The 16,537-nt window shown below is 54.3% G+C and carries 19 protein-coding genes and 3 tRNA genes; 4 read left to right on the top strand and 18 right to left on the bottom strand.

Annotated features, from left to right (window positions below; translation table 11 throughout):
* Positions 1 to 2 precede the first annotated feature (2 nt).
* The 16 genes from nrdF to tilS all read right to left on the bottom strand — a co-directional run bounded on the left by nrdF (position 3) and on the right by tilS (position 13,759).
* Positions 3 to 974 carry a class 1b ribonucleoside-diphosphate reductase subunit beta gene (nrdF, locus tag FFA38_RS06055; RefSeq protein ID WP_138275863.1) on the bottom strand — a complete coding sequence of 324 codons (972 nt, stop codon included), beginning with the start codon at positions 972 to 974 and terminating at the stop codon, positions 3 to 5.
* A gap of 54 nt (positions 975 to 1,028) precedes the next feature.
* Entirely contained in the window at positions 1,029 to 3,173 is a 2,145-nt protein-coding gene (gene nrdE, locus FFA38_RS06060) for a class 1b ribonucleoside-diphosphate reductase subunit alpha (protein ID WP_272868526.1), read from the bottom strand.
* Positions 3,158 to 3,559, bottom strand: coding sequence for a class Ib ribonucleoside-diphosphate reductase assembly flavoprotein NrdI (gene nrdI / locus FFA38_RS06065; RefSeq protein ID WP_138315873.1), 402 nt, complete (start codon positions 3,557 to 3,559; stop codon positions 3,158 to 3,160). The genes nrdE and nrdI overlap by 16 nt, the downstream gene beginning before the upstream one ends.
* 9 nt (positions 3,560 to 3,568) lie before the next feature.
* Positions 3,569 to 3,796: a glutaredoxin-like protein NrdH gene (nrdH, locus tag FFA38_RS06070; protein ID WP_138275865.1), complete on the bottom strand. Its 228-nt coding sequence runs from the start codon at positions 3,794 to 3,796 to the stop codon at positions 3,569 to 3,571.
* Positions 3,797 to 4,007: 211 nt separating this feature from the next.
* A complete protein-coding gene (locus FFA38_RS06910) occupies positions 4,008 to 4,184 on the bottom strand; it encodes a hypothetical protein (protein WP_172956024.1) in 177 nt (58 codons plus the stop codon).
* Between the two features lie 2 nt (positions 4,185 to 4,186).
* A complete protein-coding gene (gene lysS / locus FFA38_RS06075; protein WP_138275866.1) occupies positions 4,187 to 5,704 on the bottom strand; it encodes a lysine--tRNA ligase in 1,518 nt (505 codons plus the stop codon).
* A 10-nt stretch (positions 5,705 to 5,714) separates the two neighbouring features.
* Positions 5,715 to 6,557, bottom strand: a complete 843-nt coding sequence (gene panC, locus FFA38_RS06080; RefSeq protein ID WP_138315874.1) for a pantoate--beta-alanine ligase — start codon at positions 6,555 to 6,557, stop codon at positions 5,715 to 5,717.
* Entirely contained in the window at positions 6,557 to 7,264 is a 708-nt protein-coding gene (locus FFA38_RS06085; RefSeq protein WP_138315875.1) for a Rossmann-like and DUF2520 domain-containing protein, read from the bottom strand. The genes panC and FFA38_RS06085 overlap by 1 nt, the downstream gene beginning before the upstream one ends.
* Entirely contained in the window at positions 7,261 to 7,761 is a 501-nt protein-coding gene (locus tag FFA38_RS06090; protein WP_138315876.1) for a DUF3180 domain-containing protein, read from the bottom strand. Before FFA38_RS06090 ends, FFA38_RS06085 begins: the two co-directional genes overlap by 4 nt.
* Entirely contained in the window at positions 7,758 to 8,255 is a 498-nt protein-coding gene (gene folK, locus FFA38_RS06095) for a 2-amino-4-hydroxy-6-hydroxymethyldihydropteridine diphosphokinase (protein WP_138275870.1), read from the bottom strand. The genes FFA38_RS06090 and folK overlap by 4 nt, the downstream gene beginning before the upstream one ends.
* A 3-nt stretch (positions 8,256 to 8,258) precedes the next feature.
* On the bottom strand, positions 8,259 to 8,678 hold the full coding sequence (gene folB, locus FFA38_RS06950) for a dihydroneopterin aldolase (RefSeq protein ID WP_172956090.1): 420 nt from the start codon (positions 8,676 to 8,678) through the stop codon (positions 8,259 to 8,261).
* Positions 8,679 to 8,681: 3 nt separating this feature from the next.
* On the bottom strand, positions 8,682 to 9,548 hold the full coding sequence (gene folP / locus FFA38_RS06100; RefSeq protein WP_253786159.1) for a dihydropteroate synthase: 867 nt from the start codon (positions 9,546 to 9,548) through the stop codon (positions 8,682 to 8,684).
* Positions 9,549 to 9,561: 13 nt separating this feature from the next.
* Entirely contained in the window at positions 9,562 to 10,116 is a 555-nt protein-coding gene (folE, locus tag FFA38_RS06105; RefSeq protein WP_138315877.1) for a GTP cyclohydrolase I FolE, read from the bottom strand.
* Positions 10,117 to 10,119: 3 nt separating this feature from the next.
* The gene (gene ftsH, locus FFA38_RS06110; RefSeq protein ID WP_138315878.1) at positions 10,120 to 12,168 is read right to left on the bottom strand and encodes an ATP-dependent zinc metalloprotease FtsH; all 2,049 of its coding nucleotides are present in this window, start codon (positions 12,166 to 12,168) and stop codon (positions 10,120 to 10,122) included.
* Positions 12,169 to 12,193: 25 nt separating this feature from the next.
* Positions 12,194 to 12,745, bottom strand: coding sequence for a hypoxanthine phosphoribosyltransferase (gene hpt, locus FFA38_RS06115; RefSeq protein WP_138275873.1), 552 nt, complete (start codon positions 12,743 to 12,745; stop codon positions 12,194 to 12,196).
* Entirely contained in the window at positions 12,746 to 13,759 is a 1,014-nt protein-coding gene (gene tilS / locus FFA38_RS06120; protein WP_253786161.1) for a tRNA lysidine(34) synthetase TilS, read from the bottom strand. It lies immediately after the preceding gene.
* Between the two features lie 73 nt (positions 13,760 to 13,832).
* On the opposite strand from tilS, the gene FFA38_RS06125 reads away from it, so the two are divergent.
* Positions 13,833 to 14,321 carry an inorganic diphosphatase gene (locus tag FFA38_RS06125; RefSeq protein ID WP_138275875.1) on the top strand — a complete coding sequence of 163 codons (489 nt, stop codon included), beginning with the start codon at positions 13,833 to 13,835 and terminating at the stop codon, positions 14,319 to 14,321.
* Here the strand turns inward: FFA38_RS06125 and FFA38_RS06130 are convergent.
* On the bottom strand, positions 14,318 to 14,821 hold the full coding sequence (locus FFA38_RS06130; RefSeq protein ID WP_138315880.1) for an SRPBCC family protein: 504 nt from the start codon (positions 14,819 to 14,821) through the stop codon (positions 14,318 to 14,320). The genes FFA38_RS06125 and FFA38_RS06130 overlap by 4 nt on opposite strands.
* 19 nt (positions 14,822 to 14,840) lie before the next feature.
* Positions 14,841 to 16,040 carry a C40 family peptidase gene (locus FFA38_RS06135; RefSeq protein ID WP_138315881.1) on the bottom strand — a complete coding sequence of 400 codons (1,200 nt, stop codon included), beginning with the start codon at positions 16,038 to 16,040 and terminating at the stop codon, positions 14,841 to 14,843.
* A gap of 126 nt (positions 16,041 to 16,166) precedes the next feature.
* Here FFA38_RS06135 and FFA38_RS06140 point away from each other — a divergent pair.
* From FFA38_RS06140 to FFA38_RS06150, 3 genes are all read left to right on the top strand, one after another.
* Positions 16,167 to 16,239: transfer RNA gene (locus tag FFA38_RS06140), tRNA-Glu, on the top strand.
* 40 nt (positions 16,240 to 16,279) lie between these two features.
* A tRNA-Asp gene (locus FFA38_RS06145) sits at positions 16,280 to 16,353 on the top strand.
* Between the two features lie 56 nt (positions 16,354 to 16,409).
* Positions 16,410 to 16,482, top strand: a tRNA-Phe gene (locus FFA38_RS06150).
* The last annotated feature ends 55 nt before the right edge of the window (positions 16,483 to 16,537 follow it).

The following is a 16,537-nucleotide window of genomic DNA, read 5'->3' on the forward strand; positions in this document are numbered from 1 at the left end:
GACTAGAAGTCCCAGTCGTCGTCTTCGGTTGCCTCGTGCTTACCGATAACGTAAGACGAACCTGAACCTGAGAAGAAGTCGTGGTTCTCGTCAGCGTTTGGTGAAAGCGCAGACAGAATTGCTGGGCTAACCTCTGACACCTCTTTAGGGAACAACGGATCAAAACCTAGGTTCATCAGGGCCTTGTTGGCGTTGTAGTGCAAGAAGTGCTTTACGTCTTCGGTCAAGCCGAGTGGGTCGTAAAGGTCAGCGGTGTACTTGATCTCGTTTTCGTAAAGCTCAAGTAGCAAGTCGTAGGTGTAGGCCTTCAACTCATCGCGGCGCTCTTGGGTCTCAAGCTCCATTTGCTTCTGGAACTTATAGCCAATGTAGTAACCGTGAATGGCTTCGTCGCGGATGATCAAACGGATCAAGTCACCAGTGTTGGTGAGCTTGGCGCGTGATGACCAGTACATCGGTAGGTAGAAACCTGAGTAGAACAGGAATGACTCAAGCAGAGTTGAGGCAACCTTGCGCTTTAGCGGGTCGTCACCGCGGTAGTAACCAAGAACAATCTCGGCCTTCTTCTGAAGGTATGGGTTGTCCTCTGACCAGCGGAACGCCTCTTCGATCTCATCGGTTGAACACAGGGTCGAGAAAATCGATGAGTAGCTCTTGGCGTGCACTGACTCCATGAATGCAATGTTGGTGTACACAGCTTCTTCGTGAGCGGTTAGCGCGTCAGGAATCAGTGAGATTGCACCGACGGTTCCCTGGATGGTGTCCAGCAGGGTCAAACCGGTGAATACGTGCATGGTTAGCTTCTGCTCTTCTGGGCGAAGAGTTGCCCATGAAGGGATGTCGTTTGACATCGGCACCTTTTCAGGCAGCCAGAAGTTTGAGGTGAGGCGGTTCCAAACCTCGAGGTCCATTGAGTCCTCGAGTTTGTTCCAGTTCACCGGACGAGTGATTCCACTTAGCGTTGTGGCAGTCATTTTCTTCTCTCTTTGCAGGTTTAAAACTGAACTTGGATGGGGTCTAAATAATTTCTAGAGCATGCAGCTTACGCACTCATCGACAGCGGTACCCTCGAGGGCCATCTGGCGAATACGTACGTAGTAGATGGTCTTGATGCCTGCGCGCCAAGCCTGGATCTGGGCCTTGTTAACATCGCGAGTGGTTGCGGTGTCTTTGAAGAACAAGGTCAGTGAAAGGCCCTGGTCTACGTGCTGGGTTGCAGCTGCGTAGGTGGCAATGATCTTCTCTGGGCCGATTTCGTAGGCGTCGTCGTAGTACTCAAGGTTGTCGTTGGTTAGGTAAGGAGCTGGGTAGTAAACGCGGCCCAACTTACCCTCTTTACGGATCTCAATCTTTGACGCAACCGGGTGAATCGAGCTGGTTGAGTTGTTGATGTAAGAGATCGAACCGGTTGGTGGCACAGCCTGAAGGTTCTGGTTGTAGATACCGTCCTTCATGACTGCAGCCTTTAGCTGGCGCCAGTCTTCCTGGTTAGGAATCTCGATACCGGCGTTGGCAAACAACTCTGCAACGCGCTCGGTCTCAGGTGACCAAACCTTGTCGGTGTACTTGTCGAAGAACTCACCGGTTGCGTACTTTGAGTTTTCAAAACCACCAAAGGCCTTGCCTCGTTCGCGAGCGATGGTGTTTGAAGCCTTTAGAGCGTGGAACAGAACGGTGTAGAAGTAGATGTTGGTGAAGTCAATACCTTCTTCAGAGCCGTAGTGAACGCGCTCGCGTGCCAGGTAACCGTGAAGGTTCATCTGGCCCAGACCAATTGCGTGAGACTCATCGTTGCCGTACTTGATTGAGGTCACTGAATCGATGTCGCTCAGGTCAGAAACAGCAGTCAAAGCACGGATAGATGCCTCAATGGTGCGACCAAAGTCTGGTGAGTCCATTGCCTTGGCAATGTTCAATGAACCTAGGTTGCAAGAGATGTCCTTGCCGACATCCTTGTAGCTGAGGTCAGCGTTGTAGGTGGTTGGGGTGTTGACCTGAAGAATCTCAGAGCACAGGTTTGACATGTTGATGCGGCCAGCAATTGGGTTCTCGCGGTTCACAGTGTCTTCGTAAACGATGTATGGGTAGCCCGACTCAAACTGAAGCTCAGCAATGGTCTCGAACAAAGCACGTGCCTTGATCTTGGTCTTGCGAATGCGAGCGTCATCAACCATGTCCTGGTAGTGCTCGGTGACCGAGATGTCACTGAACGGAACACCGTAAACGCGCTCAACATCGTATGGAGAGAACAGGTACATGTCATCGTTGTTCTTAGCCAGCTCAAGGGTTACGTCTGGAATAACCACACCAAGACTCAGGGTCTTGATACGAATCTTCTCGTCGGCGTTCTCACGCTTGGTGTCGAGGAACTTCATGATGTCTGGGTGGTGAACGTTTAGGTAAACCGCACCCGCACCCTGGCGTGCGCCAAGCTGGTTTGCGTAGCTAAATGCGTCTTCCAACATCTTCATAACCGGGATAACGCCCGATGACTGGCCTTCGATCTTCTTGATCGGTGCACCTGATTCACGGATGTTGGTTAGTGACAGTGCCACACCGCCACCGCGCTTTGAAAGCTGCAGCGATGAGTTGATGGCACGTGAGATTGACTCCATGTTGTCTTCGGTACGAAGCAAGAAACATGAGACAAATTCGCCGCGCTGGGCCTTGCCACAGTTTAGGAAGGTTGGGGTTGCCGGCTGGAAACGACCGGTGATCATTTCTTCAACCAACATGAGGGCACGGTCTTCGTCGCCCTCGGCAAGGGTAAGTGCCACCATGACCACGCGGTCTTCGAAGCGCTCTAGGTAGTGCTTGCCATCAAAGGTCTTTAGCGCGTAGCTGGTGTAGAACTTGAAGGCACCTAGGAATGACTCAAAACGGAACTTGAATGAGTAAGCGAAGTCGTGGATCTTCTGCAGGAACTCAAAGCTGTAGGCGTCAAGAATTGGCTTCTCGTAGTAGTCGTGCTCAACCAGGTAGTCAAGGCGCTCTTTGAGGTTGTGGAAGAACACGGTGTTCATGTTCACGTGCTCTAGGAAGTACTCGCGAGCAGCCTGCTTGTCTTTATCGAACTGAATCTTGCCGTCTTTGTCATACAAGTTCAGCATTGCGTTCAGCTCGTGGTAGCTGTATCCGGTGCGAGGGGCCTTCTCAATCAGAGTGTTTTCCACAGTTGTTCCATCTTTTCTTCTACGGCCGCCACGTCATACGGGGTGCCTAGTAATTCGAATTTGTAAATCAGGGGTACCTGGAGCTTGAGCGAGATAATCTCGCCGGCTCTGCAGTACTTGTCGCCGAAGTTGGTGTTGCCAGCTGCGATGACGGCTTTAGCGTTTTTTCTGTTTTCAGGGTCGTTGAGAAACCGAATCACCTGTTTTGGAACACTGGTGAGGTCATCACCTGCCCCGTATGTCGGAGAGATCAGTACATAGGGCTGGGCTACTTGAAGTGCCGGCTCGGATGCGTGAAGCGGGATTCGGAAGGCCCGAACATTCAGCTTCTCAACAAAGCGTTTGGTGTTTTCGGAGACGTTCGAAAAATAAACGACGTCTAGCATGGCTAGGTTTTAGGCTGCGCCGAGTGCTGAGATCTTGTCAGGGCGGAAGCCTGACCAGTGGCTGTCGCCAGCAACTACAACTGGTGCCTGTGCATAGCCGAGTGACTTGACTAGCTCAAGAGCCGCTTCGTCCTCGCTCATGTCAACAGAAACGTACTCAAGTTCTTTGCGGTCAAGCAGCTTTTTGGTGCTGTCGCACTGCACGCATGAAGGCAGGGTGTAAACGGTGATAGTCATAAATCTCTCCTCTAAAGAACTGTTTTGCAGCAACTAAGCCATTCCCCCGTGACGTCGCTTCTATGCGATGTTCGGTAAACCCTTGATTTTGCTGGTTTTTACCGAAAAATGGCTTATTTAGTTGTTGCATCAGTTTATGACACTAGATGTAGTTTGCCTAATCGTGTCGGCGTGTTGAGGATTTTTTTACTTAGTTGTTGTTTTTCAGTGCTTATTTGCCCTGTTTTGCCTCGCGCTCAGCGCGAATTTCGGCTTCCATTTCTTGATAAACCTGACGCTCTTTAGAGTCGGCGCGCAGAATTCCGCGCATCATGATCCAAAAGATTCCGCCAACAGCAACCGGCGGCACTAGTGCCAATAGGGCATCCCAAAGAACTTGCAGATCCATAATTACTTCACCAACGGAAACATGATTGTTTCGCGAATTCCGAGCCCGGTCAGGCTCATCAGTAGACGGTCGATTCCCATTCCCATTCCACCTGAAGGTGGCATACCAAATTCGAGGGCTTTCAAGAAGTCCTCATCAAGCTTCATGGCCTCTGGGTCGCCGGCGGCGGCCAAGGTCACCTGCTCAACAAATCGTTGACGCTGGATAACCGGGTCAACCAACTCTGAGTAACCGGTTGCCTGTTCGTAACCGCGAATGTAGAGGTCCCACTTTTCAACCACACCTGGCTTTGAGCGGTGATCGCGGGTCAGTGGTGAAGTATCAACCGGGAAGTCAATCACGAAGGTTGGCTTTACCAAATCGCCTTTGACGAAGTGCTCCCAAAGCTCTTCAACATACTTGCCGTGCAGAGGGTGCTCGATTTCAATTTCAACCGATGCAGCCAACTTCTTAAGGTCTGCAATTGAAGTCTCTGGGGTGATGGTCTGGCCACAAGCCTCAGATAGCGACTCGTACATTGAAATTCGCGGCCACTCGCCACCAAGGTCGTTGATCTCGCCGTCTTCAAGCTCTACCTGGTGGGTGCCAAAGACATCCATGGCGGCATTTTGAATCAGCTTCTGGGTTAGGTCGGCGATTGAGTTGTAGTCACCGTAAGCCTGGTACGACTCGAGCATCGCAAACTCTGGCGAGTGGGTGCGGTCGGCACCCTCGTTGCGGAAGTTGCGGTTGATCTCGAAAACTCGGTCGATGCCACCCACCACTGCACGCTTCAAGAACAGCTCCGGCGCGATGCGCAAGAACAGTTCGGTGTCAAAGGCATTTGAGTGGGTCTTGAATGGGCGTGCCGAAGCACCACCGTGAATAGTCTGAAGCATCGGGGTTTCAACCTCGATGAAGTTTTCTTGTTCGAAGGTGCGGCGCAGTGACTGCATTACCTTCGAGCGAATCTGCACTACCTCGCGTGCGCGGTCGCGAACAATTAGGTCCACGTAGCGGTGGCGCACCCGGTACTCTTCGCCTAACTCGTTGTGCAGGTTAGGCAGTGGGCGAATGGTCTTGGCTGCCATCAACCACTCGTCGGCCAAAATTGAAAGCTCGCCGCGCTTTGATGTGATGACCTCACCCGATACAAACACGTGGTCACCTAGGTCAACGAGCTCTTTCCACTCGTTTAGGCGGTCCTCGCCAACTTTGTCTAGCGAAAGCATGGCCTGAATGCGCTGGCCTGAGCCAGCCTGAAGCGTGGCAAAGCAAAGCTTGCCGGTGTTGCGCTGAAACACGATGCGGCCTGCGAGGGCAACCTTGTCGCCGGTGGCGACATCGATTTCTAGATCAGGGTAAGCAGCACGGACGCCATCGATGGTGTGGGTGACCGGAACGCTAACCGGGTAGGCATCACTGGTTTCGTTTAGGCGCTCACGCTTGGCCAAGCGGACCGCAATCTGCTCTGGCAGATCTTGCTCTAGGTCCTGTTCAATCTCGTTGTTGGCAGTGCCAGCAGTTGAGTCTTGACTCATGCGAGTGCTCCTAAAAAGTTATTTCGATGTTGTCGATCAATCGGGTTTGGCCGACAACCGCTGCAATTAGCAATAGCGCGCGGCCTTTGAATTCATCGTTGATTGGTTCAAAAGAATTGGCCGCTACCAAGGCAATGTAATCAAGTTTAGCCTCAGGCGCCTTTGACATAAAGGCCCGGGCGGATTCGAGAGCAGCACTTGGGCTGGCGGCATTAGTGTGTCCGGCTCGCAAAGCTGCCGACAGTTGCTCGGCAACCTTATGGGCATCGACACTTAGGTAGCGGTTGCGGCTAGACATAGCCAAACCACTAGGCTCGCGCACAGTAGGCGCCGCAACAATTTGCAAGGCCGGGTAGTCAACTTTGGCCATTTGCTTAATCAAAAACAGCTGCTGGGCATCTTTTTGCCCGAACACTGCAAAATCCGGTTTCACCAGGTCAAATAGCCTGGCCACAACGGTCAGCATTCCATCAAAGTGGCCGGGGCGGGCTGCGCCTTCATAAACCACACCGATTTCTCCGGCGCTCTTGGTTGGTTCGGCCACTGATCCCGCTGGGTAAACATCGTCGACTGAAGGCGCAAAAAGGACATCGGTGTTGACCACCTCGAGGCTTTCAACATCAGCATCAAGTGTGCGCGGGTACTTATCGAAGTCTTCGCCGGCACCAAACTGAAGCGGATTTACAAAAATGGAAACCACGACAAAGTCGGCGTGCTTGCGAGCTGCGGCAATTAGCGAGAGGTGCCCCGCGTGCAGGGCACCCATGGTTGGCACCAGGGCAACTTTTTTACCCTCAGAGCGCGCGACCGAAACCTCAGTGGCTAACTGAGAGACCGTGGTGGCTATGTGCATTAGCTCAGCAGTTCCTCTGGGTCGAGCGGCTTGTGGCCATCGGCTAGGGCTTGCTCTACGGCACTGCGAATCAGGGGCCCGATGACCCCGCGAGGGTTTTCGATTCCCACGTTTTCTAGCAATCCGATTGCCTGATTCACGATCATCTTTGAGAACGAGTTAGCAACCGATACCGCCTCGAAATATGTCGCGCGATCTGCCTCGGCAACAACAATTGGCTCGGCGCCCATCTCGATAACCAAGGCCTGCGCAATCGGCAGGGCCACGTTAGGTGCCGAGACCGCAAAGTAGCTCTCACGAATTTTGACCAGATCAATGCTGGTTCCGGTAAAGGTCATGGCCGGGTGAATCGCCAGCGGAATCACTCCCGCTCCGGCGGCCGGGGCCAAGACAGAGTATCCGTGCTCACCGGCGGTGTGGGCTACCAACTGCCCCGCACGCCAAACACCGGCAGCAGCCAAGCCAGAAACCATCGGTGCAATTTGATCTGCCGGAATAGCCAAAACCACCAGGTCTGCCTCAGCAATTAGGTCTGGAATCGCAAGCAACGGGACCTCGGGAATCAGTGCGTCTAAGCGCTCGAGATTTTGCGGGCTTGCACTTGCCACACCGATGAGGTTGTGCCCGGCAGCAGCCAGGGCCTGTCCCAAGACTGCGCCAACTGGTCCAGCCCCGATGATTCCGACAGCCAGTCTTCCGTTACTCAAGCGGGGTTCACCTCGGTGGACGAACCAGCGCCTGCGGAGCCTGCTTGACCGTCGCGGCCATCGTCGCGAATACGGCAAACGCGCTCAATAACTATGCCGGCAACCACCATCAAAATTGCACCGATGAGAGCTGCGAGGTTTGGCCAGATTCCGGCGGGAATCACCGGCGAGGTTGCCTGCAGCCAAACCACACCCGCGTGCCAACCGGTAAAGATTGCACCTGAGATTGCGATGGCCTTGGCTAGCAGCACAACTCGAACTGCGTAAAACGGATTGAGCAGGGCGGCTGGCTTTGCCTTGGTTGCTCGCGTTCGGCGGATCATTGGAATTGCAAAAATGACCAGCAGGATGGCTACGGTTGGCAGGGTAAAAATCATGGTGAAAGCTGCAACTGGAACCTGGCCGCCATTGGCAACAATTAGGCGCGGAACCAGGTAGCCCGCGGTAGCCGCCAGAACGGCCCAAGCCAAAAGCGTTTGAACTTTGGTCGGCTTCATCTAACTAGCCAGACCTGGTCTTTAATGGGCTCGGCCAGCTCTTTGACTGATCCGTATCCGGGCAAAACAGCATCCGGTTCAAGCAGTGACCAAGGCACCAGCACAAATGCGCGCTCAGAAGCACGAGGGTGCGGGAGGGTCAACTCTTTGCCCACCTTGATCTCGTTGCCATAGGTGATGATGTCGATGTCGAGGGTTCGCGAGCCCCAGCGCTCAAGGCGAATTCGCCCGTGCTCGGTCTCGATTCGGCGAATCTCGTTTAGCAACTCTTTTGGCTTGAGCGTGGTCTCGATTCGAACCACACCGTTTAGGTAGTTGGGCTTGGTTTCATCGGTGCCGGCCTCGGTTAACGCCACCGATTCGACCAGCGGTGAGCAAAGAACACCCTTGATGCCCGGGGTTACCGCCAGCGCTTTGAGCGCCGAGCGAATGGTCTTGCGGCGCTTGCCGAGGTTTCCGCCCAACGCCAAAATTGCCTTTACCGGTTCAGCCATGACTCAGCCCTCACTGCCAATTGCGCTGGCTTTATCAAAACGGCGTTTGGCCTTGACGGTGACCGAAACATCTTGAAACTCATGATTAATTGGTGCGTTTGGTTTGTGCACTGTGATTTTTGCCTTGAGCACAGGGCTGGCTGGACCACCAAAATTTAGGGCCAAATCCAAAAGGCGCTGGGCCAAAGTCTCGATCAGGTCGACCGGCTCGTGCTTCACGTTCTCGATGATGGCTTCGGCCAACTCACCATAGTGAACCGTGTTGCTGAGGTCATCGGTAATGGCAGCTTTGTGACCGGCAACCCAAACCGTCGCATCAATCAAAAACTCCTGGCCGTTTTCGCGCTCAAACTCAAACACCCCGTGGTGCGCAAAAACTTTTAGCCCAGTGAGCTTGATTTTGAACTGCTGAACGGCGGCCATGAGTTAACTCTGCCCCTCTTCGCTACCCTGGCGCAGCGCTTCGACTACCGAGATTGCATCGCTAGTCGCGATTACGTTGTGCACTCGGACACCCCAGATCTTGCGTTGCAGCAGCAGGGCGGTGAGAACCGCGGTTGCCAAATCCCTTCGATTATTCGAGATCTCGCTCACCTCAGGCTCAAGACCTGGCTCAAGCGCACCGGCGATAAACCGTTTGCGACTTGCACCGACCAGGATCGGCAAATCTAACTTCTCCAGCTCGTCCAGCCGGGCAACCAGCTGCCAGTTTTGCTGCATGTCTTTGGCAAAACCCAAACCCGGATCAATGATGATTTTGCTGCGCTTCACACCAGCTGCAATCGCGGCATCCACCCGCGCCTGCAACTCAATGGCAACCTCGCGAGCAACATCGATGTACTGGGCGTTGTTCTGCATCTCATCGCTAAAACCACGCCAGTGAGAAATGATTAGCTTTGCGCCCGATGCTGCAGCCAGGCTAAACATTTTTTCGTCGGCCAGTCCACCAGAAACATCGTTAATGATCGAGGCACCGGCGGCAACAGATGCCAACGCCGTCGAAGCATTCATGGTGTCGATACTGATCAACACATCGCGGCGATCAATTTTTTGCAGCTCTTCAACGATTGCTTCGATTACCGGAATCACTCGCGCCAATTCGATTTCTGGGCTCACTCGAGCTGCACCCGGCCTGGTTGATTCACCGCCGATGTCGATAATGTTGGCGCCACCCATAATCAACAGGCGGGCGTGATCAAGCGCTGACTCAACTGAGGTGTATTCGCCACCATCGCTGAATGAATCTGGGGTGACATTTAGAACACCCATTACTAGGGGCCGGTTGAAAGTCATTTTGAAATCAGTCTCACTTAGAGATGAGGCCCATGACCTCGGCCCGTGCTGCTGGCTCTGAATAGCAACCACGCGTGGCCATTGTGATTGTGTTTGCTTCAGGCTGGCGCGCACCTCGCGAAACCACGCAGTGGTGGCGAGCTTCGATGACTACGACAACGCCCTTGGTGCCTAGTCCGGCCTCTAGCTCGTCGGCAATCTGAGCGGTTAGATTTTCTTGCAATTGGGGGCGAGCGGCCAAAACCTCAACCAACTTAGGCAGGCGGCCAAGCCCAATCACTCGGTCGTCTGGCAGGTAGGCAATGTGGGCCACCCCGGTGAATGGCAATAGGTGGTGCTCGCACATCGAAACAAACTCAATGTCCTTGAGAATGACAACGTCGTTGTGCTCTGCTTCGAAGGTGTCCGACAGGGTCTCGCTGGCATCGACACCGACACCCTTGAAGAACTCCGCGTACGCCTCAGCCACCTTCTGCGGAGTAGCCAAAAGCTCACTCCGTGTTGGGTCTTCGCCGATGGCCTGAATCAGCTCAACGACTGCAGCTTTGATGCGCGCGGTGTCGACCAAGGGTTACTCTTCGGTCTTCTTTGGTGCAGCCGGCTTGCGTGCTACTGGCTTCTTAGCTGCCGGCGCCTTTGGCGCCGCTGGCTTTTTAGCAGCAGGCTTCGCAGCCTTTACCGCGGCAGCCTTAGCTACCTTGGCCTTTTCAGCTGACGAACCCTTTACCGGAATCGCGATTGGACCCTGCTTTGAAACAGGTCGGGTCTTCTTCGACAACCACTGTGGGCGAAGCGGCAACTTCTTAACCGGCTTGAAAATCACTGCGATGTCTTCAGCCTGAAGAGTCTCGCGCTCCATGAGCTCTTTTGCCATGGCGTCAAGAACCTTGCGGTTTAGGGTCAGTGCCTTGTAGGCCTCGTCGTGAGCAGCATCAAGAATTGCTCGGACCTCAGCGTCAATAAGCTGAGCGGTTGCCTCTGAGTACTCTCGAGCCTGAGCCATGTCGCGGCCAATAAACACCTCGCCACCGCCGCCAAAGCTGATTGAACCCAACTGCGATGAGTAGCCGTACTTGGTGACCATCTCGCGTGCAATGTGAGTGGCTTTTTCGAAGTCATTCGAGGCACCGGTAGTTGGGTCGTGGAAGACGATCTCTTCAGCAACGCGGCCACCCATTGCGTAGGCAATCTGGTCAAGCAGCTGGTTTCTTGAGACGCTGTAGCGATCTTCGAGCGGCAACACCATGGTGTAACCAAGTGCGCGACCGCGAGGCAAAATGGTGACCTTTGACACTGGGTCGCTGTGGTTTAGCGAAGCCGCAACCAGAGCGTGGCCGGCCTCGTGGTAGGCAGTGTTTAGGCGCTCTTTGTCTTGCATCAAGCGTGACTTCTTCTGCGGTCCACCGATAACGCGGTCGATTGCTTCGTCAAGAGTGGCTGCTGAAATTTCTTTTTCGTTTTGGCGAGCAGTCAATAGAGCTGCTTCGTTCAAAACGTTGGCTAGGTCGGCACCGGTAAAACCTGGTGTGCGCCGAGCAACTGAGGCCATGTCAACGTCGTCGGCAATTGGCTTGCCCTTGGCGTGAACCTTCAGAATCTGCTCGCGCCCGATTAGGTCAGGAGCACCCACCCCAATCTGGCGGTCAAAACGGCCCGGGCGCAAGAGAGCCGGGTCAAGGATGTCTGGGCGGTTGGTAGCCGCAATCAGAATCACGTTGGTCTTTGAATCAAAGCCATCCATCTCAACCAAAAGCTGGTTTAGTGTCTGCTCGCGCTCGTCGTTACCGCCACCGATACCGGCACCGCGGTGACGACCAACGGCGTCAATTTCGTCAACAAAGATGATGGCCGGCGCTGCCTGCTTGGCCTGGTCAAATAGGTCGCGAACTCGCGACGCACCAACACCGACGAACATTTCAACAAAGTCAGAACCTGAGATTGCAAAGAATGGCACACCGGCTTCTCCGGCTACGGCCTTGGCAACCAAAGTCTTACCGGTTCCCGGAGGGCCATAGAGCAAAACACCGCGAGGAATCTTGGCGCCAAGCTTCTGGAACTTCTCTGGCTCCTGCAAAAACTCTTTGATTTCTTGTAATTCTTCAAGGGCCTCGTCGGCACCGGCAACATCGGCAAAGGTCTTGTTTGACTGCTCTTTGTTGATCAGTTTGGCCTTTGACTTGCCAAAGTTCATTACCTTGCTGTTGCCGCCCTGAAGGCCAGACATCAAGAACCAGAAAATCAAACCGATGATGACAAACGGAAGCAGGGTGCCCAAAATCGCCAGGTACCACGGAGTGTTTTGCACGTCATCGTCGTAGCCCTTGGAGATTGAAGCGTTCGAAATTACCTCGATAACCTGGTCACCGCGAGCAGTGACGTAGTAGAACTGAACGTTCTTGCCATACTTGGCGTCTTCGTTGATTAGGGTTACGTCAACGCGCTGGTCGTTACCCAGTACCTTGACCTGCTCGGCCTTGCCGCTCTCGATGAGCTCTAGGCCGTAGGCGGTGGTTACCTGCTTTACGCTGTTGCCGTTGATCATCGACGAACCGATGAGCAAGACCATCACAGCTACAAAGATCCAGACGAATGGACCACTGAGGATTTTCTTGAAGTTCATGATTGAGGCCTTGCCTCAGTCCTTTCTAGGAATAAACCGCTGGAGAAAGCACAGCCACGCCCTTTAGCGTGCGGTACTTCTCTGAATAGTCGAGGCCGTAGCCCACAACGAATTCATTCGGAATATCAAAACCTACGAGTGCGACATTTACTTCCACCTTTGCGGCAGCAGGTTTGCGCAACAATGCAACAACCTCGACCGAGGCAGCACCGCGGGCTTCGAGGTTAGAGACCAACCAGCTGAGAGTCAGCCCTGAGTCGATGATGTCTTCGACGATGACCACGTGACGACCGAGGACGTCAGCATCTAGGTCTTTGAGGATTCGAACCACACCAGATGAAACTGTTCCCGAACCGTATGAAGAGACGGCCATCCAGTCCATTGACACCGATAGCTGCATGGCTCGTGAAAGGTCAGCCATGAACATAACGGCACCCTTTAGAACACCCACCAAGAGCACATCTTTGCCTGCGTATTTTGAGTCCAACTCGGCTGCCAATTCGGCAACTCGGGTGGCAATTTGTTCTTCGGTGACAAGCACCTCGGTGATTTCGTTAGCTACCTTCGAAAGGTCCACTTAGCAGGCTCCTGGTTTGAGGGTTTTAGTGGTCTTTAGGGTGATTGAATCACCCAGTCGTTCTACTCTAACGCCTGGCAGGGTCAGCGGTTTCTGCCCGTGCCACCGGTCAACCAGCTCGTCGACCGCCAAGATGTGTACTCGGGCAAAAGTTGGGGCCTCAAGTACCTCAAGCGCGCGGGCAACAACTCGGTGCCGAATCGCCAACGGCAAAGCCTTAAACCCAGCCACATCGATGTGAATTGCGTTTGATTTGGTAGCCACAATATCGGCGTAAGAGGCTTCAGCCAGCCTCGACAGAACTTCATCGTCTTCACGAAGCTGCTCGGCTGTGCGCACTAGAGCCTCGGCAATTCCCGGACCAATTTCTTGCTCTAGCTTTGGCAGCAGGTTTAGCCGCACTCGCACTCGGGCGTAACGCGGGTCATGATTCATCGGGTCAAGCCAAGGTTTTAATTCGCTATCGGCACAAAAACTCTGGGTGGTTTTTCGGCTGACTGAAAGCAGTGGGCGGAGGTAGCGACCCGAGTGCATGGCCATGCCGTTTAGTGACCTGGCGCCTGACCCGCGGGCTAGGCCCAGCAACACGGTCTCAGCCTGATCATCAAGAGTGTGACCCAGCAGAATCGCTACGGCGTCGAGCCGGGCCGCGGCTTCATCGAGCGCCCGATACCTGGCAACTCGGGCGGCAGCCTCTGGTCCGCCAACAGTGCCAACTTCAACAGTGGCCACCTCGACCGGGTCAAGCCCTAGACCTCGAAGCACCTCAGCCGTTGTCGCGGCAACCTCTGCCGACCCCGCCTGCATTTGGTGATCAACAATCACAGATCCCACCCGGATGCCCGCGCGCGGTCCCTCAAATGCCAGAGCTCCGGCGAGCGCCAGTGAATCCGGCCCACCCGAACAAGCCACCAGGACCAACTGCCCTTTGGTGACGCCGGCAAGCTCAAGCGATTCGCGCACCGCGCGACGAACATCGGCAATCGCCGGGGTCAAACGCGGGCGTTCAGTCAACTGTCGCTCTTTTCGGTAATCTTTTAGAAGTCCTGCGAGATTTGCTCTCGCCTCAAGCCTATTTAGGAGAACCATGGGTTACGAAGCAGTAATTGAGATTCCTCGCGGAAGCCGCAACAAGTATGAGGTTGACCACGAGACCGGCCGCGTGCACCTAGACCGTGTTTTGTTCACTCCATTTGTGTACCCGGTTGACTACGGCTACTTCGACAAGACTCTCGGCGGCGACGGCGACCCACTAGACGCACTGGTTCTTCTTGAGTTCCCAGTGTTCCCAGGTGTTGTGGTGGATGTTCGCCCAGTTGGCGTTTTGCCGATGGAAGACGACGGCGGCATTGACGAGAAGGTCATCTGTGTTCAGACCAAGGACCCACGCTGGGCCCACATCCAGGACATCAACGACGTGCCAGAGCAGACCAAGAACGAGTTACTTCACTTCTTCTCTCACTACAAGGACCTAGAGCCAGGCAAGTGGGTAAAGGTTGGCGAGTGGCAGGGCAAGGACGTTGCCGAGCGTCTAATCAAAGAGGCTTACGAGCGCTTTGAGGCTCAGGGTCACTAACTAGCCAAAAACTCATCGAGCTGGGCGAAGGTGGCTCCAAAGCCAATTCGCATCGACTCGACATTTGCATAAAAAAGATCTACCTCGTGGGGCATCGCGTTTAGCGGTGCCCCTTCTAGGTGAATCAGGGTTTGATCTCCGTCTTCAACAAACGTCAGGGTGTTGTAGACCTCTAACGGCCAATCCGGGTTCAATACGTGGCGCGAGCGCCCACCCTCGGCATCTGAGAAATAGTTGATAAACACAATTTGCTGGTGGCGGTCCACAGATACGTAGTCAAAAGCGCCCCACATTTCAAAGCGCTCTTGCGTGCCGTCTTCATTTGACATCAGGTAGTGAAATTTGCCGCCGGGTTCAACATTGGCCTGCACCACGGTCAGCTTCAAACCCTGCGGCCCCCACCACTTCGCCAACTGATCGGCAATCGTCCAGGCATTCCAAACAACACCGATGGGTGCTTTGGCAATGTGTGAAATTCTCAGTGGCTCACGTTCAGTCATGACCAGAGAATACAAGAATTTAGGCTGAAGGGCGCCCTGCGTAGCGGAACAATTCGCCGTAGCGCAGCGGAACGATTCGCACGGTTCGTGCTGGGTTTGGCGCCTCCAGCATCATGCCGCCGCCCATGTAGAGCACCACGTGGTACTTGTCGCCGCTGAATGCGCTCTCGGTTGAGTACCACATTAGGTCGCCGCTAACAGCCTGGTTTAGCGGAATCAACTTTTTGTTGGCGGCCATCGTGTTGAACTGGTTGGTGGCCGAGTGGGTGCCGATGTAAATTCCAGCGCTCGCGTACGCAGCCTTAGTGATTCCCGAGCAGTCCCAAACATCTGGGCCCATGCCGCCAAGCACGTAGCGTTCGCCAAGCTGAGCCTTGGCAAAGGTAAACATAGTCTCGACCTTGCCCTGGTCAGGTGCACCAACGGTGTAGAGCTCCGGTGCGGTGGGCATCGAGGTTCCAGCGTTCTGGCGGGCCTCGGCAGCAAGGCCTTCAGCACGCTGACGCTCAAGGTCTGATGCGGTGTTTCGCAGGGTGGCTAGCTGGGCATAGAGCGTGCGGTTTGCTCGCTCACTCTCGTCTACCTGCGCCTGCACCGCGTTGGCTGCATCGGTGGCTTCAGCAAATGCCGACTTGGCCAGTGCAGCTTTTTCGGCCAACTGCTTTTTGGCAACGTTCAATTCATCAGTGACCGACTGTGCGTAAAGCTGCTTCTCAATTGAACGGCGATAAATTACGTCGTTCTGATCGGCAACCTTTTCTTGTGCTCCCAATTGGTAGAGCAGGTCGTCGGCTTCACCGGAATTCAAAAATAGGTTGAGCGAAGTTCCGCTGGTGCCGTCGCGGTACATCTGAGAAGCGATTTGGCCGAGCTGCTCTTTGGCCGCATCTGCCTGAGCATTTGCGGTGTCGGCCTGGCTTTGAAGTGAGTTGACCTTGGTGGTCATAATGTCAACCTGCTCTTGGGCTTGGTTGAACTGTTCAGCCTTGATCAGGGCCGCTTTGCTGAGCTTGTCGGCCTCTACCTGCTGGTCAGCGATGATCTTCTCGAGTCGAGCAATCATCTCTTTTTTGGCAGTCACATTGTTCTTGGCTTCGGCGACCTCGCCGGCTGTTGGGTAGTCAGGAACCGCCCATGATGGGCTGATCGCTGCCCCGGTGAGGAGCAAGCCAGTGACCGCCGCAGAGGCAACCAAGACGCGAGAAACCCGTAACTTCATGCTTCGAAACTAACACGAAACCCTAAACAATTACATGAACCTTTCCTGTGAATCCGGGCTCGGGTTGCCAAGACCGGCACCAAGCAGTATTCTTTTCTCTTGGTGCTATGAAGTATCCGCTTTGTAGGCCCCATCGTTTAGAGGCCTAGGACACCGCCCTTTCACGGCGGCAGCACGGGTTCGAATCCCGTTGGGGTCACTATAGAGCGAGGCTTCAAAGTACCAAGCACCAAAAGTAAGGTCCTGTAGCGCAGTTGGTTAGCGCGCCGCCCTGTCACGGCGGAGGTCGCGGGTTCAAGTCCCGTCAGGATCGCTCAAAAAGAGCCCTTCATTTGAGGGGCTTTTTTGAAAGGTAAAGCAATTTACCTTGGCTCTGTAGCTCAGTTGGTAGAGCGAACGACTGAAAATCGTTAGGTCACCGGATCGATGCCGGTCGGAGCCACGAAGACACCCTTAGATCTCACGTCAAAGGGTGTTTTTGCTTTAACCGGACATTC

Source organism: Rhodoluna limnophila, assembly GCF_005845365.1.
Taxonomy (GTDB): Bacteria; Actinomycetota; Actinomycetes; order Actinomycetales; family Microbacteriaceae; genus Rhodoluna; species Rhodoluna limnophila.

Coding starts and splice junctions, on each gene's coding strand:
- nrdH (WP_138275865.1), bottom strand. CDS start 3,796: ATGACTATCACCGTTTACACCCTGCCTTCATGCGTGCAGTGCGACAGC.
- folB (WP_172956090.1), bottom strand. CDS start 8,678: ATGGCCGCCGTTCAGCAGTTCAAAATCAAGCTCACTGGGCTAAAAGTT.
- FFA38_RS06125 (WP_138275875.1), top strand. CDS start 13,833: ATGGGTTACGAAGCAGTAATTGAGATTCCTCGCGGAAGCCGCAACAAG.
- ftsH (WP_138315878.1), bottom strand. CDS start 12,168: ATGAACTTCAAGAAAATCCTCAGTGGTCCATTCGTCTGGATCTTTGTA.
- lysS (WP_138275866.1), bottom strand. CDS start 5,704: ATGAGTCAAGACTCAACTGCTGGCACTGCCAACAACGAGATTGAACAG.
- folK (WP_138275870.1), bottom strand. CDS start 8,255: ATGGCTGAACCGGTAAAGGCAATTTTGGCGTTGGGCGGAAACCTCGGC.
- FFA38_RS06090 (WP_138315876.1), bottom strand. CDS start 7,761: ATGAAGCCGACCAAAGTTCAAACGCTTTTGGCTTGGGCCGTTCTGGCG.
- nrdF (WP_138275863.1), bottom strand. CDS start 974: ATGACTGCCACAACGCTAAGTGGAATCACTCGTCCGGTGAACTGGAAC.
- FFA38_RS06130 (WP_138315880.1), bottom strand. CDS start 14,821: ATGACTGAACGTGAGCCACTGAGAATTTCACACATTGCCAAAGCACCC.
- nrdI (WP_138315873.1), bottom strand. CDS start 3,559: ATGCTAGACGTCGTTTATTTTTCGAACGTCTCCGAAAACACCAAACGC.
- folP (WP_253786159.1), bottom strand. CDS start 9,548: ATGACTTTCAACCGGCCCCTAGTAATGGGTGTTCTAAATGTCACCCCA.
- panC (WP_138315874.1), bottom strand. CDS start 6,557: ATGCACATAGCCACCACGGTCTCTCAGTTAGCCACTGAGGTTTCGGTC.
- FFA38_RS06910 (WP_172956024.1), bottom strand. CDS start 4,184: ATGGATCTGCAAGTTCTTTGGGATGCCCTATTGGCACTAGTGCCGCCG.
- FFA38_RS06135 (WP_138315881.1), bottom strand. CDS start 16,040: ATGAAGTTACGGGTTTCTCGCGTCTTGGTTGCCTCTGCGGCGGTCACT.